Origin of the sequence: Polyangium spumosum, assembly GCF_009649845.1 — a bacterium.
Taxonomy (GTDB): Bacteria; Myxococcota_A; Polyangia; order Polyangiales; family Polyangiaceae; genus Polyangium; species Polyangium spumosum.
Genome location: NZ_WJIE01000003.1, coordinates 901339 through 922276, shown reverse-complemented (window position 1 = coordinate 922276; position 20938 = coordinate 901339). Strand labels below are relative to the sequence as shown.

At 68.8% G+C, this 20938-nt stretch carries 21 protein-coding genes; 17 read left to right on the top strand and 4 right to left on the bottom strand.

Features of this window, described 5'->3' with window-relative positions; all coding sequences use genetic code 11:
- The first annotated feature begins 97 nt into the window (after positions 1-97).
- The 3 genes from GF068_RS13865 (at position 98) to GF068_RS13855 (ending at position 4851) form a co-directional block, all read left to right on the top strand.
- Positions 98-3025 (top strand): TIGR03960 family B12-binding radical SAM protein, encoded by a 2928-nt coding sequence (locus GF068_RS13865; protein WP_153819808.1) that lies wholly within the window; start codon positions 98-100, stop codon positions 3023-3025.
- 37 nt (positions 3026-3062) lie between these two features.
- Positions 3063-3857: a TSUP family transporter gene (locus GF068_RS13860; protein ID WP_338046378.1), complete on the top strand. Its 795-nt coding sequence runs from the start codon at positions 3063-3065 to the stop codon at positions 3855-3857.
- 292 nt (positions 3858-4149) lie between these two features.
- Entirely contained in the window at positions 4150-4851 is a 702-nt protein-coding gene (locus GF068_RS13855) for a sensor histidine kinase (RefSeq protein WP_338046377.1), read from the top strand.
- On the opposite strand, the gene GF068_RS13850 is transcribed toward GF068_RS13855, so the two are convergent.
- On the bottom strand, positions 4848-6026 hold the full coding sequence (locus tag GF068_RS13850) for a vWA domain-containing protein (protein WP_153819806.1): 1179 nt from the start codon (positions 6024-6026) through the stop codon (positions 4848-4850). The two genes, GF068_RS13855 and GF068_RS13850, sit on opposite strands and share 4 nt — an antisense overlap.
- A 127-nt stretch (positions 6027-6153) precedes the next feature.
- On the opposite strand from GF068_RS13850, the gene GF068_RS13845 reads away from it, so the two are divergent.
- Genes GF068_RS13845 through GF068_RS13825 form a run of 5 tightly spaced genes read left to right on the top strand, consistent with a single transcriptional unit; the run spans position 6154 to position 10197 of the window.
- On the top strand, positions 6154-6579 hold the full coding sequence (locus GF068_RS13845) for a hypothetical protein (protein WP_240806850.1): 426 nt from the start codon (positions 6154-6156) through the stop codon (positions 6577-6579).
- A gap of 55 nt (positions 6580-6634) precedes the next feature.
- Positions 6635-7453: a ParA family protein gene (locus GF068_RS13840; protein ID WP_153819804.1), complete on the top strand. Its 819-nt coding sequence runs from the start codon at positions 6635-6637 to the stop codon at positions 7451-7453.
- Positions 7428-8105 (top strand): hypothetical protein, encoded by a 678-nt coding sequence (locus tag GF068_RS13835; RefSeq protein ID WP_153819803.1) that lies wholly within the window; start codon positions 7428-7430, stop codon positions 8103-8105. Before GF068_RS13840 ends, GF068_RS13835 begins: the two co-directional genes overlap by 26 nt.
- A complete protein-coding gene (locus GF068_RS13830; protein WP_153819802.1) occupies positions 8102-8932 on the top strand; it encodes a hypothetical protein in 831 nt (276 codons plus the stop codon). Before GF068_RS13835 ends, GF068_RS13830 begins: the two co-directional genes overlap by 4 nt.
- A complete protein-coding gene (locus GF068_RS13825; RefSeq protein WP_153819801.1) occupies positions 8929-10197 on the top strand; it encodes a hypothetical protein in 1269 nt (422 codons plus the stop codon). The genes GF068_RS13830 and GF068_RS13825 overlap by 4 nt, the downstream gene beginning before the upstream one ends.
- 6 nt (positions 10198-10203) lie before the next feature.
- On the opposite strand, the gene GF068_RS13820 is transcribed toward GF068_RS13825, so the two are convergent.
- The 3 genes from GF068_RS13820 to GF068_RS13810 all read right to left on the bottom strand — a co-directional run bounded on the left by GF068_RS13820 (position 10204) and on the right by GF068_RS13810 (position 13393).
- Positions 10204-11499, bottom strand: coding sequence for a monooxygenase (locus GF068_RS13820; protein WP_170319466.1), 1296 nt, complete (start codon positions 11497-11499; stop codon positions 10204-10206).
- Positions 11500-11637: 138 nt separating this feature from the next.
- A complete protein-coding gene (locus tag GF068_RS13815; RefSeq protein WP_153819799.1) occupies positions 11638-12324 on the bottom strand; it encodes a DUF6968 family protein in 687 nt (228 codons plus the stop codon).
- A gap of 373 nt (positions 12325-12697) precedes the next feature.
- Positions 12698-13393, bottom strand: a complete 696-nt coding sequence (locus GF068_RS13810) for a hypothetical protein (RefSeq protein ID WP_153819798.1) — start codon at positions 13391-13393, stop codon at positions 12698-12700.
- 222 nt (positions 13394-13615) lie between these two features.
- Between GF068_RS13810 and GF068_RS13805 the strand changes: the two genes are divergently transcribed.
- From GF068_RS13805 to GF068_RS13765, 9 genes are all read left to right on the top strand, one after another.
- Positions 13616-14521, top strand: coding sequence for an RNA polymerase sigma factor (locus GF068_RS13805; RefSeq protein ID WP_170319465.1), 906 nt, complete (start codon positions 13616-13618; stop codon positions 14519-14521).
- A gap of 40 nt (positions 14522-14561) precedes the next feature.
- Positions 14562-15272 (top strand): helix-turn-helix domain-containing protein, encoded by a 711-nt coding sequence (locus GF068_RS13800; RefSeq protein ID WP_153819796.1) that lies wholly within the window; start codon positions 14562-14564, stop codon positions 15270-15272.
- The gene (locus GF068_RS13795; protein ID WP_153819795.1) at positions 15269-15835 is read left to right on the top strand and encodes a hypothetical protein; all 567 of its coding nucleotides are present in this window, start codon (positions 15269-15271) and stop codon (positions 15833-15835) included. Before GF068_RS13800 ends, GF068_RS13795 begins: the two co-directional genes overlap by 4 nt.
- An 84-nt stretch (positions 15836-15919) precedes the next feature.
- Entirely contained in the window at positions 15920-16645 is a 726-nt protein-coding gene (locus GF068_RS13790) for a hypothetical protein (protein ID WP_153819794.1), read from the top strand.
- Positions 16646-16648: 3 nt separating this feature from the next.
- Positions 16649-17113, top strand: coding sequence for a DUF6968 family protein (locus GF068_RS13785; RefSeq protein ID WP_153819793.1), 465 nt, complete (start codon positions 16649-16651; stop codon positions 17111-17113).
- A gap of 106 nt (positions 17114-17219) precedes the next feature.
- Positions 17220-18449, top strand: a complete 1230-nt coding sequence (locus GF068_RS13780; RefSeq protein ID WP_153819792.1) for a hypothetical protein — start codon at positions 17220-17222, stop codon at positions 18447-18449.
- A 14-nt stretch (positions 18450-18463) separates the two neighbouring features.
- Complete coding sequence (locus GF068_RS13775; RefSeq protein ID WP_170319464.1) at positions 18464-19657, top strand: hypothetical protein; 1194 nt, start codon at positions 18464-18466, stop codon at positions 19655-19657.
- A gap of 156 nt (positions 19658-19813) precedes the next feature.
- Positions 19814-20545 carry a hypothetical protein gene (locus GF068_RS13770; RefSeq protein WP_153819790.1) on the top strand — a complete coding sequence of 244 codons (732 nt, stop codon included), beginning with the start codon at positions 19814-19816 and terminating at the stop codon, positions 20543-20545.
- Positions 20542-20931: a hypothetical protein gene (locus GF068_RS13765; RefSeq protein ID WP_153819789.1), complete on the top strand. Its 390-nt coding sequence runs from the start codon at positions 20542-20544 to the stop codon at positions 20929-20931. Before GF068_RS13770 ends, GF068_RS13765 begins: the two co-directional genes overlap by 4 nt.
- The last annotated feature ends 7 nt before the right edge of the window (positions 20932-20938 follow it).

Sequence of the window (20938 nt, the reverse complement as noted above, 5' to 3'; positions counted from 1 at the left end):
AACCCGGCGTGCCCATGCGTGTGCTTCGGTGCGAGCGTTCCTTCTCGCTCGGGTCCTTGCGTGCTACCCGAGAGAACCCGCCCGCAAAGGTTTTCCCATGGCAGATGCCCCCGCGATTCTCGATGGCCACCCGTACGCAGATTTCCTCGACCGGGTGGAGAAGCCCGCGCGTTACACGGGCGGCGAGGTCGGCTCGGTCGTCAAGGACTGGTCGTCCGTGGAGGCGAAGGTCTGCCTCGCGTTCCCCGACGTCTACGACATCGGGATGAGCCACCTCGGCTTCAAGATCCTCTACAAGATCCTGAACGACGATCCGCGCACGCTCGCCGAGCGCTGCTACGCGCCGTGGAAGGACGTCGAGGCCGAGCTGCGCAGCCGGAACATCCCGCTCGTCTCCTTGGAGAACAAACGGAAGTTGCGAGACTTCGACGTGGTCGGGTTCTCGCTCCAGTTCGAGCTCACGTTCACGAACGTCCTGCTCATGCTGGACCTCGGCGGCGTGCCGCTGCGCTCGTCGGACCGCGGCGAGGACGATCCGCTGGTCATCGCAGGTGGGCCGGTGGCGACGCACCCGGAGGCTCTGAGCGCGTTCGTCGACGCGGTGGTGATCGGCGACGGCGAGGAGAAGGCCACCGCGGTGGCGCTCCTGTGGGCGCGGCTGAAGAAGGACGGCGTGCCGCGGCGCGAGCGGCTCGTGGCGCTCGCGAAGCTCGGCGCGGTCTACGTGCCCTCGCTCTACCGGACGGAGGTCGATCCCGAGACGGGGTTCCAGATCGTGGTCGCGCCGATCGAGCCGGGTTTGCCCTTGCCGATCGATCGCGCGCTCGTGGACCTCGACCAGTATCCGTTCCCCGCCGTGAGCCCGACGGGCGGGCCGGAGGCGATCTTCGACCGGGTGTCGATCGAGATCGCGCGCGGCTGCACCGAAGGGTGCCGCTTCTGCCAGGCGGGCATGATCTACCGGCCCATCCGTGAGCGTGACCCGGAGCAGGTGGTCAACACGGTGCTCGAGGCGGTGCGCGCGTCGGGCAACGACGAGGTGTCCTTGACGGCGCTCAGCACGGCGGACGTCTCGTGTATCTCGCCGCTGATCAAGAAGGTCGCGGACAAACTCGCGAAGGAGCGGGTGAGCATGAGCGTCTCGTCGCTCCGCGCCTACGGCCTGGAGCCGGATCTGCTCGACGAGCTCAAGCGCGTGCGCGCGACGGGCCTGACGTTCGCGCCGGAGGCGGGCACGCAGCGCATGCGCGACGTGGTGAACAAGAACGTCACCGAGGAGCAGCTCCTCGAGACGGCCGAGCGGACGTTCTCGCGCGGCTGGGACCGGATGAAGCTCTACTCGATGATCGGCCTGCCGACCGAGGAGGACAGCGACGTCGTCGGGATCGTGGAGATGGGCGCGCGCACGGCCGGCGTGGGGCGCAAGATCGGCAAGAAAAACGTGGAGGTGACGGTGAGCGTCTCGACGCACGTGCCGAAGCCCCACACGCCGTTCCAGTGGGCCGCGATGGACGCGCTCTCCGAGGTCGCGCGCAAGCAGGACCTCCTGCGACAAACGGTGAAGAACCACCGCAACGTGAAGCTCCGGACGCACGGCGCCGAGGCGAGCGTGCTCGAAGGGATCTTCGCGCGCGGAGATCGAAGCTTGTGTGACGTGCTCGAGCGCGCGTACCGGAACGGCGCGCGCTTCGACTCGTGGGACGACAGGCTCCGGCTCGACGTGTGGGAGGAGGCGTTCACGTTCTTCGGGACCGATCGCTCGCGTTTCCTCGGCACGATCCCCGTGACCGCGCGCCTGCCGTGGGACCACATCGACGTCGGCCTCGAGGAAGGTTTTTTGGCGCGCGAGTACCGGAAGGCGCTGCAGAACCGGCTCAGCCCGCCGTGCGGGAAGGTGGCGGGCACGTTCGTGCACCACACGAACGTGGAGGACGCGCTCGCCGATCAACGCAGGCTCGTCTGTTACGACTGCGGCGTGGCCTGCGACATGACGCAGATGCGCAGCGAGCGGGTCGATTTCCTCCGCAAGCTCGGGGCGGACAAGAAGCGGCTGCCGCTGGTCACGGAAGCAGCGGCGCCTGCGCCGGTCGCGACGCCGCCCGTGGCGAACGGCGAAGCGGAAGCGGATGAGCTCATCGAGGAGGCGCCGGTTCCGGTGAAGGCAAAGGTGCCGCCGATGAAGGGGCGCGGCGGACATCGGTATCGCATCCGGTTCGAGAAGACGGGCGCGATGGCGCTGCTCGGGCACCTCGACGTGGTGCGCGAGCTGCCGCGCGTGTTCCGGCGCGTCGGCGAGGAGATGGTCTACACGAAGGGCTTCCACCCGAAGCCCGACATGATCTTCTCGCCCGCGCTCTCGCTCGGCGTCGCGAGCCTCGACGAGTACGCCGACGTCCGGCTCTCGCGCGTGCTCGAGCCCGCCGAGGTCGCGTCGCTCGTCGAGCGGATGAACGGCGCGAGCCCGTCGGGCCTCCGGTTCCGCGGCGCCGCGCTGCTCGGGGCCGAGGACGCGGCGATCTCGCGCGTCATCCGCGGCGCGCGGTACGTGCTCGCGTTCGCGCGTTCGGCGCTCGTGGTGCCGCCGGGGCAAACCGCCGAGGAGACGCTCGCCGAGGCGTGCCGCGCGGCGATGGCCGCCTCGTCGCTGCCGATCCGCCGCGAGATCGAGGGGATCGGCAAGATCGTCGACGTGCGCAAGTACCTGCTCTCGGTCGACGTGGGCGGCGCGGAGGCGCGTGACGCGCTCGCGCGCGCGGGGCTACGCGGCGACCTCGTCACGCTCGACGTCTTCGTGGAGATCACGGGCTCGGGCGCGGCGAAGTCGTCGGAGATCGCGGCCGTGATCTGCGGCGAAGGTGGCGTCGCGCCGCCCCATCGCGCCATCCGGCTGGAGCTCTTCGGCGGGCCGTCGGAGGCGCGTTTCTCGCCGATCGATCTCACCGCCGTGAAGAGTGCGCAGGCGCGGGAGCGTGTCGTCGCTTCCGGATCGAGCGCGGCGGCGCTCGCGTCCGCCGACGCCGAGTGACAGCACGTTCGCGCTTCGGTAGAAGCACCTCGCGTTCGTGATCGTCCTCCCGCTCCTCTGCGGCGTGGCCCTCGCCGCTGGTCTGATCGACGCGATCGCCGGCGGCGGCGGCCTGCTCACGGTGCCCGCGCTGCTCGTGGCGATCGCCGATCCGCGCCTCGCGCTCGGCACGAACAAGGGGCAGGCGGTCTTCGGCTCGGGCGCGTCGCTCCTCTCCTTCGTGCGCGCGGGTCGCGTCGACAAGAAGCGCTTCTGGCCGACGTTCCTCGCCGCCGGGCTCGGCTCCGCGGCCGGCGCGCGCGCGCTCCTGGCCGCGCGCGCCGAGGTGCTTCGACCGATCGTGCTCGTGCTCCTCATCGGCGTCGCCGTCTTCTTCGCGGCGCGCGGCCGGCGCAGGCCGAAGGAGCAAACCAGCGAGGGCACGCCGCCTCCTGCGCGCGAGCCGTGGGCGATCGCCACGCGACGCCCGCTCGCGACGGCCGCGGTGATCGCGCTCGTGATCGGCGCCTACGACGGCTTCTTCGGGCCGGGCACGGGCACGTTCCTCATCCTGCTCTACACGACGGTGTTCGGGGACGACCTCACGCGCGCCACCGCGAACGCGAAGGTCGCGAACTTCGCCTCGAACCTCGCGGCGATGGTCAGCTTCGCGCTGGCAGGACGGATCGACTGGCGCCTCGCGCTCCCGATGGCCGTGGCGCAGGCCGTGGGCGGCGTCCTCGGCGCGCGCGCGGCCGTCAAGGGCGGAGAGCAGCTCATCCGCTCCGTCGTGCTGCTCGTCTCGCTCGCGCTCGCGGCGCGGCTCGCGTACCAGATCCTCGCGGGGTCGTGAGCCGCTCTGCCCCGGGCAGAGCGCGCTGCGCACGCGAGGACCCACCGCTGCGACAGCGCTGTCAGGGGGAGACCCCGGCTGGCATGCGGGCGGGACCTTGGAATCGCGGGCGAGCGGGCGCGGCCCGCCTCTTGCTCGATGTCCTCGTCGCAGCGCGCGGGCGCTCTTCTCTTTGCTTCGCTTCGATCGGTCCCCCGGCGTCGGCGTGTGATGGCAGCGAGTCGACGAGGACCACGCCGCCGCCGGGGGACCCTTGCTTCATGCCGTCGGCTCCGCGCTAAGCTCGCGCGTCGTGACGACCGCATCGAATCCGGACGATCGAGACGCGCGCGCAGCCGCCCTCGTGATCGCAGGTGTCCTCGGGGCGGGCGTCGCCCACGAGCTCAGGAACCTGCTCGCTGCGATCGAGTCGGCGCTCTACCTCGCGCGACGACACGCCGACGATCCCGCGCGCCTCACAGGCCACCTCGGCCGCGCGGAGGACGAGGTGCGCAAGGGGCAAGCGGTGATCGACCGCGTGCTCGGCCTCGCGCGGGGTGAGCCGCTCGGCAAGGAGATCGTGTCCGTCGCGGAGATCGTCACGTCCGCGGAGCGCGAGCTCCTCGAGGGGGACGTGACGATCGAGGTGAGCGTGACGCCGCCGGAGCTCGAGGTCGCGTGTGATCCGATCCTGCTCGAGCGGGTGCTCGTGAACCTGCTCCTCAACGCGCGCGAGGCGCTGGAAGGCCGCGCCTCGGGGCGCATCACCCTGCGCGCGTGGGCTGCCGGGGCGGCCGTGATCGTGGACGTCGAGGACGACGGGCCGGGCATCGATCCAGCCATCGCGGCGCGCCTCTTCGAGCCCTCGGTCACCAGCAAGCCGACGGGCACGGGGCTCGGGCTCGCCTTGTGTCGCACGATCGTGCGAGGGCACGGCGGCACCATCGAGGCGCTCGCCGCGCCCTCGGGAGGCGCGCTCTTCCGGATCACCTTGCCCGCGAAGGGCGCGGACTAGCGCCTCGTCTTGCCGCCGCGGACGAGCTGCGCCACGGCCTCGCCGAGCCCCTCGAGCGTGAGCTGGTACATCGGGAACACGTCCTTCACGACCTGCGTCGTGCCGTGTGACCAGCCGCTCGGCGGATCCGGGTTCAGCCAGACGCTCCGTTCGAAGTGCTCGCGCAACATCGCGAGCCACGCGACGCCCGGCGTGCCCGCGTCCTCGCCCCAGCCTGCCGCGCCGAGCAGCTCGTAGGGCGCCATCGACGCGTCGCCGACCATCACCAGCTTGTAGTGCTTGCCGCACTCGTGGATGAGGTCGCGCACGCTCACCGGGTCCTGGAAACCTTCGGTCTTGTAGACCTTCCCGTAGACGCAGTTGTGGAAGTAGTACGTGCGCAGCTCCTTCCAGTGTGTCGCGCGTTTGGCCGCGCTGAAGAGCTGCGAGACGGCGTGCGCGTACGGATCCATCGAGCCGCCGACGTCCATCATCAGGAGGACGCGTGTGTTCGGCCGCCGCGGTGGGCGCGTCACGACCTCGAGCTCGCCCGCGTTTTTCGCCGTCGCGTCGATCGTCCCCTCGACGTCGAGCTCCTCGTCCGCGCCCTCGCGCTCGAAGCCGCGTAGCTTCCGCAAGGCCACCTCGATCGTGCGCACGTCGAGCGTGATGTCGCTGCGGTACGAGCGGTACTTGCGCGCGTCGGCCGTGTGGATCGCGCTCTTGCCGCCCGAGCCGCCGCCCACGCTGATCCCCGACGGATGGAAGCCGTTTCGGCCGAACGGCGACGTCCCGCCCGTGCCGATCCACCGGTTGCCTCCGTCGTGCCGCTCCTTCTGCTCGCGCAGCCGCTCCTCGAACTGGCGCAGCACCTCCTCGAGGTCGAGCGCCTCGATCATCGCCTTCTCTTCCTCGCTGAGCTGGCGGAGCTGCTTCGGATCACGCAGCCAGGCCTGCAGCTCCTCGGCGATCTTCTTCGCCTCCACGTGGACGCCGCGGAAGGTCTTGGCGAAGGCGAGGTCGAAGTCGTCGAGGTGGGCCTCGGAGTGCACGCACAGGGCCCGCGCCACGTGGTAAAAACCCTCCAGCGACGCGTCGTGCAGGCCCTTTTTGAGGGCGTGGCCGAGCGCCACCGCCTCCTGCGTCCCGACCGGCACCTTCCGGGCCCGCAGCTCGTACAGGAAATCGAGGAACATCCCGGCAGGAGCTTAGCCCGCTTCTCGTCTTCCGCCCTCTCGACCTCCGCCCCGTTCCGGACGCCTCCCGCGCTCGGATGTGCTCGCAGGCTCCCCTCCGCGCTTGCTCTTGTGTATGGTTCGCAGAATGGCGACCAAGGAGGAACTGGTTCAAACGGTCAAGGGCATCGTGAAGCACTGGCGGGACGGCCAGCTCGACGTGGCCTACCAGGGCTACCGCGATCTCTTCTCGAGCCCCGAGTTCGGGCAACATCGGCCGGAGGACCAGCGGAGCGCGCTCAGGCTCATGATCATGGCGAAAGGCGCGCCGAACCCCGATCGGCCCACGGAGCCGATGATCGAGGCCCACCGCGCCGCTGTGTCACCCCTCACGGACCTCGTGTCGAACCACGGCGATCCGGCCGATCACGAGATGCTCGGCGTCTGTCACGTCGTGCTCGGCAACATGGAAAGCGCGAGCGCGATCTTCCGCGCTGGGCTCGCGATCGAGCGTCAAAGAAATCCGCAGTCGGATCTCTGCGGCTCGCTGATGAAGCGGATCAGCCTGATCTAGTCCCCCTCGCAGCCCACCTTTTCGCGTGGCGTCCTGCTACGATGGCGCGAGAAGCATGCACGTCATCTGCGTGGCCAGCCAAAAGGGAGGCGTCGGTAAGACCACGATCTCGCTCAATCTGGGTCTTGCCCTCGCCCGGGCCGGCAACCGCACGCTGCTCATGGAGCTCGACGCGCAAGGCAGCCTCTGCCTCTCGCTCGGGCTGCCCGACCGCGCGCGGCCGGGCATCGCAGAGGTGCTCACGGGCGCCGAGCACATCGGCAACGTCCTGCTCCGCACCCGCGATCCGCAGCTCCACGTGCTCAGCGTGGGCCGCGTCGATCCCACGACCGTCGCCGGCTTCGAGGAGGCGCTCACGCGCACCGGCATGCTCACCGGCATGCTCAGCAAGCTCGAGAGCGAGTTCGACCTCGTGCTGCTCGACTGCCCCGCCGGCCTCGGCAAGGTCACGAGCCGCGCGCTCGAGGCCGCGACGCACGTGCTCTCGCCGCTCCAGGCCGAGCCGCTCGCGCTCCGCTCGGTCGGCCAGCTCCTCGCGCTCGTCGACCGCGTCCGCGCCGAGAAGAACCCGCGGCTCACCCTGCTCGGCATCGTGTTGTCCATGTTCGATCGGCAGACGCCCGCCTCGCTCGAGGTCGCCGAGACGCTCTGGACGCGTTTTCCGGGCGGCATCATCCTCGACAGCGTGATCCCGCGCGACGAGGTCTTCCTCGAGGCCTCGCTGCGTGGCTCGCCGCTCCTGCTCATGCAGAAGCGCCCGCCGCCGCTCGCGCGTGTCTTCGATCAGCTCGCGAACGACGTGCTCGATCGCCTCGACACCCACGGCGGCGGCGCTACGGAGGAGGACGATGGCCCGATCCCGCTCCTCGTTTGACTTCGATCTCTCGAACGCGATCGCGGCCGCGACCTCGCTCTCGCCCGAGGACAAGGGCAAGAAGAAGCAGCCGGGCGTCGAGCCGCTGCCGGCCGACCTCGTCTCCTTCGACCCCGGGGCGGCCGCGCCGGCGACGGAGGCCTCACCGGCGCCGCACGTCCCCACGCCGCCCCCGCGCGCCGGGCAGGCCGCGGCCTCGCTCTCCGATGCGGACGGTAGCTCGGGCGAGTCGCCGCGGCCCCTGCCGAAGCTGCCGGACCTCTCGGGCATCACGAGCCCCGTGCAGCGCTGCGAGAGGATCGTGCAGTGGATCGGCGAAGCCACGGGCGCGACCGACGTCTTCCTCGCCGACGCCGCCGGCTTGCCGCTCGCGGGCGCCGTGAGTGACACCGAGGCGAAGCTCGCGGGCTCGGGCCTCGTCGCCTCGTCGATCGCCTCGCTCGCCTCGGCCGTGCCTGGCAACCTCTCGTCGACCTTCGAGATGCACATCGGCGAGGGCCCGTGCTTCCAGCTCATCGGCTTTCAGGTCGGCCCCACGCTCTTCTTCGTCGGCTTGAACCGCGCGCGCCCGCTCACGCCGAACCAGTCTCTGGGCATCCGCCTCGCTTGCCGGCATGCGCTCGGCGACACGCTGCGGACCGGAGGACCATGACGGCGCGGCCTGCTCGGCCGAAAGGAGCCCCCGCCGGCGCGTCCCTCGTCGAGCAGCTCGCCGCGAGCGCCGACGGCGTCGAGGCCATCGTCGCGTTCCACATCGCCGACGCGAAGCTCCACGCGGCCTGGATCCGCCCGGGATCCGGCTACACCGCGGGCGCGATCACGCAGAGCTTGCGCGAGGTCTACAAGACGAGCCAGGTCCACGCGCGCAGGCTCGATTTCCTCTCGCCCTCGCCCCTGCTCGATCAGGGCGCGGCCGACCTCTCCGATCCGCTGATCACGCTGGAGATGCCCGGCCGCGTGATCGTGCTCCGGCGCGTGCACAGCCACGTCGTCGCGGTCTCCTTCGACAGCACCGTGCCGCTCGGCTTCGTCCGTTACCACGCCGCGCGTATCGCCAGCACGCTCCGGCCGGAGCTGCCGCCGGAGTCGATCACGCCGCCCTCGGGTGTGCCGGCCGTCTCGGCGCCGCCGCCGACGGTGAACGTCGTCTCGAAGCCCGAGCCGCAGCAGGAAGAGCACGAGGAGCCGGCGCGTACGCTCGCGTTCCCGGCGAGCGGGTCGGTCGTCGTGCGCTCGTCGCGCCCGGCGCCGCGGGGCACGAAGGCGGAGATCGATCGGGCGACGAAGCTGCTCGCGTACCTCGACGCGCACGCGCCCGACCCGCACGTCGTGCGGCTGCGTGTGTCGCTTCGCGCGGGGATCAAGCCGATCGCGCTCGACCACCCCGAGTCGCTCGGCGCCGACGCGATGGTCTTGGTCGAGACCGCGGCGGAGGACATCCTCGGCATCGACCGCGCCGAGCTCCGGAGCAAGTTATGAGGGCGCTCGGCGAGCTCGTCCGCGACCTCCAGCCGCACTCGCTGCTCACGCTGCGTGATCAGCTCGTCTACGTCCAGAGCCACCACCACGCGCTCTTCCTCGACCAGACGGTCTCCGACGCGCTCGGCGGCGAGGGCTGGGCCGTGCGCAAGCAGGCCGCCTTCGAGAGCACGCATGCGCTGCTCGAGGCGGTCTTCAAGGCCGAGAGCGTCGAGGGCGCGAAACCGCGGCTCGACGCGGCGAGCGCGCTCTTCGCCGCGATGGGCCACGGCAAGCTCGTCTTCGACGTCACGGCCGAGGGCGGCATGGTGCGGGGCGAGGGCCTGTTCTACGGGGCGAGCCACGCCGAGAAGTACGGCAAGAAGGTCCGGCACAAGCAGCCCGTCGACTCGTTCGCGGCGGGCTTCTCGGCGGCGGCGGCGAGCCTCGCGTTCCCCTCGGACTGGGGGCATTTCGAGGCCGAGGAGGTCACGTGTGTGGCGCGGGGCGACGGGGCTTGTGCCTTCACGCTCGCGCGTCGCCCGGAGCGGCCGCGGCTCGGCATCGCGGTCACGCGCCAGGTCGTCTCGGGCTTGCCGCTCAAGCCGCCGCCGCTCGACGCGCCGAACTCGCAGTACCCGCACGCCATCCCCACGGCGATGCGGGTGATCCGGAACCTCGTGGCGACCGAGGAGGGCGTCGTGCGGGCGTTTGGTGTCCGCCTCGCGCTCGTGCCGGTGGGGTACGTCAATCAGATCACGTTCGACACGATGCACCTCCTCGAGAGCCGCACGCCGGAGCTCGTGCCTGTGTACGCGTCGCTCGTGCGTGAGGCGGCGCAGGCGGGGGCGTTCCATCTGCTCGGTGGGGTGCTCGCGTCGCCGGAGTGGTCGATCTCGTCGAAGGCGACGGGGTCGGTCGAGCATCGATTGGAGAAATTGCTCTCGATCGCGCGGGTGCTCGGCTGGGGCCGCTGGTATTCGGTCGAGTTTTTCCCGGGCCAGTCGCTCGTCGTGCGGAGCCCGACCACGCAGGAGAGCATCTATTACGGCACGCGTTATGGCGCGTCCGTGCGCAACCGCCTCTTTTTCCAGCAGGGCGCGGTGCTCGCCGTGATGCAGCTCCTCCACCGTGTGGATTTCGCCGCGGCGAACCCGATCAGCGCCGCGTCGTATGCGGCGCTCTTCGGCGGGGGCGGCGGGCGCTTCCACGTGGAGGAGACGCGCTCGCCGCTGCGGGGGGACGATATGTGCGAGATCGTGGTCGAGGCTTTGAGCGAGCGCTGAGCGGCCTCAATAAACCGTCGCGTAAAGCATGTTGATGCACATCTCGTCGCCCGTCCCTTCGCCGAAGACGGTCGTCTCCGTGCGCCCGCGCGTGTCGTAGGCGCACGTGATTCCGATCGAGCTGTCGGCGCTCACCTCCAGGGGCGTCTCGTTCCACCACAGGTCTTGCCAGTGGAAATCCCAGCGGTCGACGTCGGTGATGCATTGCTCGCCGGACGGCGATTTCGCGACGCTCCTCAGCGTGCGGCCCGCCATGTGCATGTGGGGCAGGGCGCCGAAGACGCGCAGCCCGTTGAAGCTGGGCAGGTTGAATTGCTGGGCGACCCACGACAGCGGCAGCTCGCCCTTGGCCTCCGTGCGCTCCTGGCCGGGCGGCAGCGAGAGCTCGAAGGCCCCCGTCGGCACGAGGAACGCCGGCGTGAGCGCGGGGTCCTTGGCGAGCGCGAGCTTCACCTTCGATCGGTCGGTGAAGGGGCCTCCCATGGCGGGGACGTTGTAATGCATCTGCAGCACGAGCTTGCGGCCGGCTCCATAACGGATCCCCGTGCCCTCGGGGAGGAACGTGGCGCCGCTGCCCGGGGCCCACGCGGCGATGATCGAAGACCCCTTCACGCCGGAGCCGCCGAAGCACGTGTACCCCGGCCCGTCCTCGGCTGCGTCCATGGCGGCCGCGTCGGCCTCGGCATTCGCGTCGGCGAGGGAGAAGAGCACGACGTGGTGCACGACCTTCCGGTCCCCCGGCTGGATGTCGTATCCGGTCATGAACGCGTCGGCGTCGATACCCGGATCGATGATGAAGCAACGATAATCGTCCGGTTTGTCGTCGGCGGGCTTCGGCGTGTAATCGACGCCGATGTCGAACTCCACGATGTCGCCCGAGAGCGTGGGGACCTCGTGCGCGGGCGGCGGGGGCGCGTCCGCGGGGTCGCCGAGGGGCGCGCCGGCCCGAGACCAGCTCTCGAAGAGCGCGATTTGCTCGTCGCTGAGCCACCGCGCGTTCTTGAAGGTGTTGCACGAGCCGTCGTTGTTGACGGGCATGGGCGGCATCGTGCGGGCCGCGACCGCCGCCGCCATCGCGGGGGCCATCTCGGCCGCGACGTCGGCGTCGGTGAGGGAGAAGCCTCCGATGGCGCCCTCCTGATGGCAGCTCGCGCATTCTGCGTTCACGAGGGGCGCGATGTCCTTGTAATACGTGGGCCCGGTGGCCTCGTTCGTCGTGCGGCCCGGATCCTCGGTCCCGCTGCAGCCGGTGAGGGCTACGAGCCCGACCAGCGCGGAAATGGTGAAGCCATATTTTTGCATGCTGTCCTCCCTCGCGTGAATCGCTTCGGACGGGAGCAGCATGTCATTTCTGGAGAGCGCGCGCGACACGTTCCGCGATGAATTCCCGGGAGGCTCAGCGGATTTGCCTCCGTCCCGACCGCGTGCCCGAGCGCGGCGCTACGGCGTCGGCCGACCCATCGAGAACGACCGCCCGATTTTGATCGGGAGGTCATCACAATCGAGCAGATCCCCCGACTCCGGAGGAGCCCAGCCCTCCGGCAGCATGCTCGCGTAGATCGCGCGCGCCAGGGCGAGCCCGTCGAGAGCGGCCTCGATGAAGTCGGCGCCCATGCCATGGCGAATGGGCGTGGTCTCGGCTGGACCAAAAGCGAAGGGGCATTTCCATGTGCCGCTCTCTGTCGGGTAGGGCTCGTAGACGGTGAGGAGAAGCTCGGCGGCGGCCCCGGTTTCGTCGGGACGGGCGAGCTTTCGGGTCGCGAAGACCTCCAGGCTTCCCGGGTTGCTTTCGGGCGGTGGGATTTCGGGCGGCTGAAGAGGCAAGGGCCCCTCGGCCTTCGCGGGCAAGCCGCAATCGCGTGATCCTTGCCAATGACCTGTCTTCGACCAGCTCGTCGTTTCGAAGGTGAGGCGCGCATAGGTCAGGCAGTGCAGAAATGCACGGATGAGATCGAACCCGCGCGCCCTCACATTTCTAGGTTTGATGGGTGGTTCGAAGTCGAACACGCACACCCAGTCCCAGGGGTCTTGTTCGAAGGGCTGGAAGATGGTGAGGACCACCTCCTTCTCCTCCTCGCCGCCCCCCTCGTCGGTGTACCGCAGGGTCCGTGTCGTCAGGATGTCCATCGGGTGCGCTGTGGCGTCAGTTCGGCTCGGCGCCACGGGCCGCCGCGCTCCACCCAGTTCATGGCGCGGAGCTCCACGCAGACGTCCGACGCGCGACCCTGCGATACCGCGGAGCGGTCCACGAGCCCCTGACCCGCGGAAGAGCGATGATGCGGTGTCGAGCTCAGGCGGTTGCGGGGCTCTCCGCGGCATCGCGTCGGGCTCCATCGGCCGGCTGCGGTGAGCCCGGCGCCGACGCGGGAGAGGTGCTCCGTCGAGCGTGACCGCTCCTGCAGCGAAGCGGGCGGAATTGGCAGGCGCTTGCACCACGTCCTGCACCATCGCGGGTGCGTTTTCCGGCGCCCGAGCCGTCGCCCGCGCGGGCGTATGCGCTTCAAGGCGTGGTTTGGGGCGCGGGCGTCTCGGGCGCGGCGGCGGCGCCGGCTCGGCTCGTCTTGCGCCACGGGATCGTGAACAGGGCCGTCTTCTCGCGGTCCTTGAGGATGCTCTGGATCGTGCCCAGCGCCGACTCGCGGACCTGCGAAAGCTCGGACTTGTAGAGCGTGAGGGCGACTTTGCCGCTCTGGAGCGCGAGGCGCGTCTTGTCTTCGTTCTTGTCGGCCTTCGAGAACTCCGCGAGCTCCTTCGTCAGCTTGTCGAGGAAGGCCACCCGGAGCGGATCGTCCACCGGGAGGGTCTGGAGGTTCGAGATGGCCGCGCTCGTGCGCTCCGTGAACGTCGCGGCGCCGAGGCGGCGGAGCGCGGAGGGCGCGTCGGGCAAGAGGGTGAGCGCATCCTCGGGGCTCTTCACGGCGATCGTTCGCCGTAACTCGGTATAGATATCCACCACATCGAGCTTCTCGGCGTCCTCGATGGCGCGCGCCCGGATCTGATCGTCCTCGGCGCTCTGCAATGCAGCCCGGCGGGCGTCGATCTCCGCGACGATGGCGTTGGCCTCGGCGCCGACGGCGGCGAGGCCGGGATACCGCTGGGCGAGCGCGCCGCACATGGCGCCGCGACGGATGAAATCCTCGCGGTACGTGTCGAGGGGCGTCTCTTCGGTGTAGGTTTGGTAGGTGTTTTTCGCCATGGGAGTCCGTGCTTCCTTGGGTCGAGTGGGGAGCGACGGTACGTCTGCGCACGGTCGGCCGTCAAGGGGTTGGCTGCGGAGGAGCGCAGCCGCGGCCCCTGCGCCCGAGCGATCTGAAAATCTTCGTCACCTCTCCACGTGCGCGGCCAATACCAGGTGAGGAGGGTTGCGACCATGAGAACGGGAGGCCGCGCGGGCGGGCGGTCCGGAGTCCTTGCACGCTTGCTCCAGCTTCGAGACAACATCCGGCGCTTCCTCGCGAGCCAGAGCCGGAAACGTGTCCAGACGAACGAGGAGCTGGAGGACCGCACGCAGGACACGCTCGTGCGCATCGTCGAGTGTTCCGAGCGTTACGACGAGAACGTCAGCGCGCTGGACAAGTGGGTGATGGGCGTCGCGCACAACGTCGATCGGGAGCAAGCGCGTGCGCGGCGAACCCGTGACGCGTGCACGTCGAGCATCGAGGACGCGGAGGGGCTCGGGAGCGAGCTGTCGCCCGAGGAGCAGGCTCACTATCGCTACCTCGCGGAGAAGCTCGCGCGCGCCATCCAGGAGTTGCCGCTCGATCTGTTCGAGGTCCTCTGGCTCGTGGCGATCGAGGAGCGATCACACGAGGAAGCGGCGCGCCTTCTCGGCATCTCCGAGGCCGCCTCCAAGAAGCGGCTGGAGCGCGCGCGGGGCTTCCTTCGTGAGCGGATGCGTATCACGCAAGACGACCTCCATGCGGCCCTGCCTCTCGTGTGGCTCGTCGGCGACGAGCGCGCCTCGTGGCTCCAGCGGTGTCGAACGTTGGCCCGGCGCCTATGGCGTCTCCGTCCTGGCCGTGGGGCCGTCACGGTGGTTCTGTTTGGGCTCTTTCCGTGGCCGAGCCCGGCGCCTGCGCTCGCGCGGACGGGGCTCGGAGTTCGGGAGCCGGTGGCGCTCGTCGCGGAAGAGACAAGGCACGATACGGAGGATGCCGTGCGCGGTCCGGGTGCGGCGCTCGTGCCAAACGCGGCAGCTCTTCTGCCCGCGCGCCCTGCTCTTCCTGTCGACGCGGCGCAGCGCCGCACGCAGCCGGTTCCATCGCCGACAGCTCCAGTGATCGATACGACCGGACTCACGCTGATGCGTCGTGGAAACCGCTGACCGTTGACAGCAAGCGGAGACGTCTGGTCGCCTTCCGGGAATGGCGTCTCCGTGTGCACGAACCCTCCTCACCCTCGGGCTCCTCGGCTGCGCGACGCTGGCGCTCGTCCCGCTCGGCTGCTCCGCGGCCACGATCCACGACCGCGCGGACGACCGCCCGCGTGTCCCCGCCGCCACCGCGGAGCGTGTACGCGCGTGTGTCGACGAGCTCGGCGGCGAGCTTGGAACTGGCTATTACACGTTCGACGCCACGGTGAAGGTCGACGAAGAGGGCCGCGTGGTGGATGTCAAGAGCAAAGGCGTGCCCCATCCGGAGCTCGCGATATGCATGCGGATCGCGTTGCGAAGCATGACGGTCCCGGACGAGCTCCTCCGGGTGCGCGCGCTGCGCGTGGCCGAGCCGGCCGCGAAAACGAACGGGCAGGGGCCGGACGAGCCTGGGCTCGTCGGCCACCCCGCGGTGGCCGTGGTCGTGGTCGTCGCGCTCGCCGACGTCATCATCGAAGTGGGCACGACCGTCCTCGTGCTGGCCGCTGCGGTGGAGATGACCGGGGAGATCGCGAAGACGGTGCGGAAGGAAGACGATGATCCGTGTCAAGAGCCTCTGAACGACTGCCTCGACTCGGCGCGACAAAGCAAACCGGGGAGTGTATGGAGACATTCGATATGCCTCGCGTGCCACGCAAAATGCAAGGGGAACGGCAAATGGCCCGACAAGATCATGATGTCCAAATGGGAGAGATGTAAATGAGCGGTGAGCGGGAATCCGGCGGAGACATGGTGGGGGAGGAGTTGGCGTTCTGCAACGCCAGCGGCCGCCTCTTGGTCAAGTCTCTGGACAAGGAGCGAAGCTTCGCCCAGGGCGTGGACGACTTCCGCCGGCTCGAGGCGGAGTTCGTGGTGCGTGGATGCGACACTGACTTCCACGTGCTCGAGACGAGGCGACGCATCGCCGAGCTGATCCTCACGCTCGCGCAATCGAAGCGCCCCCCCCTCGAGGTCTGCCGCGAGGCCTGGAAGGACATGGTTCGCCTCGGCTTCTCGAACAGGGAACGAGAATATACCATGAGCTGGTTTTATGCGGACTGCTGTCGGTACGACGAGAACCCCGAGGAGGGGCTCGCCGTGCTTTTACCGCTCATCGCGGAGCTCGAGCGGGGGCTCGAAGAAGCGAGGGCGACGCAGAGCGACACGGAATTTTTCGAATACCACCTCGAACCCCTGCACAAGCTCCGTGACGAGCTCCTGGCCCAGCAAAGGGGCGAACCCATTCCGGGGAAAAGCACGCGGCGGCTCGACGAGGCGCGCCGGTGATCGATACGACCGGACTCACGCTGCTGCGTCGTGGGGACCGCTGACCGTTGACAGCCAGCGGAGACGTCTGGTCGCCTTCCGTGGATGGCGTCTCCGTGTGCACGAACCCTCCTCACCCTCGGGCTCCTTGGCTGCGCGCCGGCGGCGCTCTTGCCGCTCGGCTGCGGTGCCAAGATTCGTTATCCCGTGCAGCAGGAAGACCGCCCGCGCTTGCCGGACGCGACGGCGGAGCGGCTGCGCGAATGTGTCGATGAGTTCGGCAGTGCCCTTCCCCGAGGGCAATTCACGTTCGCCGCCGCGTTGACGGTCGACGAAAACGGCCACGTGGTGGATGTCAAGAGCAAAGGCGTGCCCCATGAAGAGCTCGCGATATGCATGCGGATCGCGCTGCGAGCCATGACCGTCCCGGAGGAGCTCGTCAGGCTGCGCGAGCTGCGTTTGCCCGACTCGCCCGCGTCGACGAACGGGCAGGCGGCGGCCGAGCGTGGGCTCGTCGGGCACCCGGGGGCGCTCTTGGTCGTGTGGATCGCGCTCGCCGAGCTCGTCATCGAGGTGGGACCCACCGCCGTGGCGATCGTCGCGGCGGTGGAGATGACCGGGGAGATCGCGGAGGCGGCGAAGCGGCGGCCCAATCCGAACCTGAACCGCTGCCTGGATGCTGCCGCGGGTGGAGAATATATGTGGAAGGAGTTTTGTCGAGCAGTAGCGGAGAAATTGCCGGATCCATACGATGCGCAGGAATGCTGGAGCAAGACATCAATGAGCGAGCAAGAGAAGCGAAACTGGTGCCGGAATCTATTCGGTAGGTGAAACATGCCCGCTAGCGCGAAAACAACGAAGACCAAACGAATACGATGGATCGCCGAGCGCCGTCTCGAGCGACGCGACGCCGTCGGGGGCATCGTCGTGGTCCGTATCGGCTCCCCTGAATGGCCCCCTGGCGCCGAGGAGTGGAGATGCCCGTATGTCATCGAGGGATTGGGCGATGACTCGATTCGATTTGGTCACAGCAACGAGTCCATGGCCGCGCTCCAAAACACCATTCAAGGCATTCACTACGACCTCGAGCGAAGCGGGATTCCGCTTCGATTGGAAGGGGCTAGAAAAGATTATACGGGGTTTTCCCCGTTCGTGACCTGGACGTACGGGCGCGCGTTTCAACAACGGCTCGAAAAAATGCTCTTGGACGAAGAAACGAAGCTCGTCGACGCCAAGTGCGAGCGCCGTGAACGTCAAGAGGCTCGCCGCAAGGCGAAGGCAAAGCCGCGAACGGAATGACATCTCCTGCACCTACGCGGCTTCGTCGTCGAGACCGCTGACCACGACCCCGCGGCTCTGCTCGCCGGTCCTTGTCAGGTTTGTCCCGTTCCTGTACCCTCGCCGCATGCGTTACCTCCTCGGCATCCCGCTCGTCCTCCTCGCCTCCGCGGGCGTCGCGCAGGCTGATGAGAACCCTCCGCCGAAGAACTCCGCCGCGCTCGACGAGACCTTGCAAGGCGCGCGCTTCACGGCGCTGGTCTCGAAGGGCGACCGGGAGCGCGCCGCGGGCAAGCTCGCCGAGGCCGTGATGGCGTACGCGGAGGCGTTCAAGATGAAGGACGACCCGATCGTCGGCGGCCGGCTCGGGGCCCTGCTCGTTTTGCTCGGCAACCCGATACAGGCCGCGGATCTGCTGCTCGACGCGATCGACCGCGGGCAAGGCGTATCGGCCGAGGAGCGGCACGCGTGGCTCACGGCGTACGACAAGGCGCGCGCCGAGGTGTGCCGGCTGGAGGTGACGGTGAGCGAGGCGCACGCGCGGGTGACGCTCGACGGGGCGCCGAAGAACCGCGACGGGCTGACGGGGTTCACGCTTTTCGTGCCGCCCGGCGCGCACGAGCTGCGGGCGAGCTTGAAGGGGTTCGAGGACGCGGTGATCGATTTCAACGCGATCAAGGGCGGGACGATGCAGTACACGCTCGTGCTGCGGGCGCTGCCGACGTTCACGCCGATCGAGACGCCCGAGCGGCTCTTGCGGCGGCGCAAGGTCGACCTCGCCGCGAACCCGGAGCTGCCGCCGGAGGACGAACCGCCCAAGGCGGAGCCGATCCGCGGGGGCGTGGAGGGGGAGGAGGCGCGGAGCGAGGGGCGGGGATCGGTGTACGCGGGGCCGGTCATGGTGTTCGGGGTGATGTCGTGGACTCCCGCGGTGGGGCCCGTGATTGGCGCGAGGTATCGGCCGAACGCCTGGTTGTCGATCGGGGCGGAGGGGCGAGCCGCGTGGCTCCCGACAGGGGTAGGCGGAGCGCCGATCAGCGCGATGACGGCCGGGGGGCTCGCGACGTTGTGCGGGCACTACAAGTGGGCCTTCGGGTGCGCGGTGGGGCACCTGGGCATGTTGCGGATGGTGGCCTCGGAGGCGAGCTTCTTGCCGGAGGAGTTCGTCTACTTCAGGCCTGGGCTCGGCGGCCGGCTCGGGGCAAAGGCTCGCCTTGGGCGGAGCTATTCGCTGGAAGGGTCCTTCGAGATCCTCGGCCTGCCGAGCGGTGTCAAGATCGGATTGCGCGATGAAATCATCGCTTCTCAACCCCCTGTCATGATGAGTGTCCAGGTGGGCGGCGGATGGGAGTTTTGAACATGAAAAAGACGATGGCGCTTCTGTTTACGGTTGGCTTTGTGGTCGTCGGCGCGTGCTCGGCGCCGGAGGAATTCGGCCTCGTGGAGTGCAACCCCGACCCGTTTGCGGTCTACAACCGGTGCGTCGATCCGGAGCCGGACGCCGGCACGGACGCGGCCGACGCGGGCGACGACGGCGATCTCGGCCTGGATGCGACCGCCTCCAACGAGGATCCGACGTCCTGCCAGGGCGGCGCGGGCCGATGCGTGCCCGTCCCGGAGGGCGGGGAGCAGCAGGCGGGGCTGTGGAGCAAGGAGCCGATCGCGCTCTTGGTCGCGACGACGCCGAAGAAGGGGGATCCGCCGCTCGTGTGTCCCCCGGGCATGGTCGAGCAGTTCCGCCTCCATGCCGACCTCGACGCGCCGCCGGCCGAATGCGAGCCGTGTGAATGCGGGCCCTCCTCGGGGACGTGCACGGAGCTTCCGGCGTCGATCGAGGTGCGCGCGGGGACGTGCGCGGAGAGTGGAGTGATGTCCGTCCCTTTCGACGGACCCGCCGGGTGGGACGGCTCGTGCACCAGCGCGAACGCTCTTCCGGCGGGGGCTGATTGCGGCGGGGAGCCGTGCGCGCAGTCGGTCGTGGTCTCCGCGCTGCCGGGGCCGACGACGGAGGAGCCGTGTCAGCCGGTGAAGGCGACGCCGGATTTCACGACGAAGACCGAGTGGAAGACGGCGATGCTCGGGTGTACGGCGAACCTGGATGATGACTCGTGCAATTCGACGAAGAAATCGTGTGTGGCGGATCCGGGCCTGCCGTATCTGCAATGCGTGCATCGGGAAGGGACGTTCTCGCCGGAGGATTGCCCGATGAATTATCGTTTTGCCTGGTACGTGGGGTCTCCGGAGGACGTGATCGACGATCGCGGGTGCGAGGACTGCGCGTGCGGGCCGCCCGAGGGAGGCGGGTGCAAGGCTTCGATCCGACTCTACAACGACGAGGCGTGCACGTCACAGTTCGAGCAAGGCGGCCTCGCCTCCGGTTACGAAAAATGTATCAACGTCGTCACGCCCGGCCGAGCCATCGGCGCGAAGGCGATCACGGACCTCGAATATGTGCCGGGCGCGTGCGCGAGCGGCGGGGGGACGCCGCGGGGGCTCGCGGCGGAGGATGCGAGTCGGGCCGTGACGTTTTGTTGTCTTTATTCGCTCTATATCGACATCCAGTGACGGCGAACATCGCCAGCGTGAAGGGTGGCTGCCCCGCGGCCCCTCTCTAAAAATTCTCCCTACCTGTGTCACCGGGTCCGCTCCCTCGCCAATACGAGAACTGAGGACGCGAGGAACGCGACTCGTTTCCGTACACGTGTCCCGAGGGAGGTCTCCATGCTCGCCCTGGATGATGCACCTACGCCCGCCCCGATGGGCGACCCAGATGACGAATGCGCGACGCAGGTATGGAAAGGCTCGTCGATCGGAGCCGGCGGCGCCAGGAAGGAGGGAGCTCGGGCGAGCACGCCGTCCGGCGCCGTCGCCTCGGATTCACGAGCCTCCAGCACGGGCGCGCCTGCCCAGTCGAAGCACGTTTCCTACGGTGGACGTGTCTGGGCGCGTCTTTGCGACAATGCGCAGCGATTCGCCGACGCGATGGCGTATGTGTTCTTCGGTACTCCGTGCCTCTCCAAATGCCTTCCGCCCGTTCCGCCGTTGCGGTCGGCTTTCGTGACGCAAGTGTCGCACGGGGTGATCCCGGATCAGGAGTACGCCGAGTACATGCTCCTATCCCTCGTCCGGGCCCCTCGCGTGTACCAACGCGCGGCTGTCGAGGTGGCCCATCACGCCCTCGTCGCGCGACGGGACGGAGACACCGCATATATGGACTTCGTGGTCCATTTCGCGCTGTCCCGTATGGCGCCAGATAGGGAGGGGCGGGTCACGACAGAGCGCTTGCGTGATCGGCTCTGTCACATGTCCTATGCGCGGGAGATCGCGCCGGCCCTGATCCGACTGGAGCAGCGAGGGCTCGTGGCGCTGCTGTTGCAGGACCCGAATGGGGATCCGATGCGGGAGATCCTTCGGGAGGGAATCATTGCAGTGGAGCTGCGATGCCAGCCATGAAGACGCGAGACCTTCCCGCGCCGGATCCGCGTGTCGAGACGGAGCTCATGCTGTGCAGCGACGGCTCGATCTACATAAACAGCCACGATGTCTCGCAGGAGATGTACGCGGGACGGGCGATCTTCGTTGGTTACGCGCTCCATCAGCGCGAGATCGCGCGGCGTGGGCGCGAGGGGCTCCTCACCTGGGCCATGCGCGCGCCTCTGGGGTTGGGGAGCGACGGGCGAATCTATGTGCCCGAGGCCGAGGTGGCCGAAGGCGATAGGGGCAAGCGGCGGGTGTTCCGTGGGTTCCAGGCGACCGCCGCGGAGAAGGCGCGAATGGTCGTGGAGCTGCATCGAATGGCGTTCAATGTGAGCTGTGTTCGCCTGAACACGGAAACGTAAAAACTCC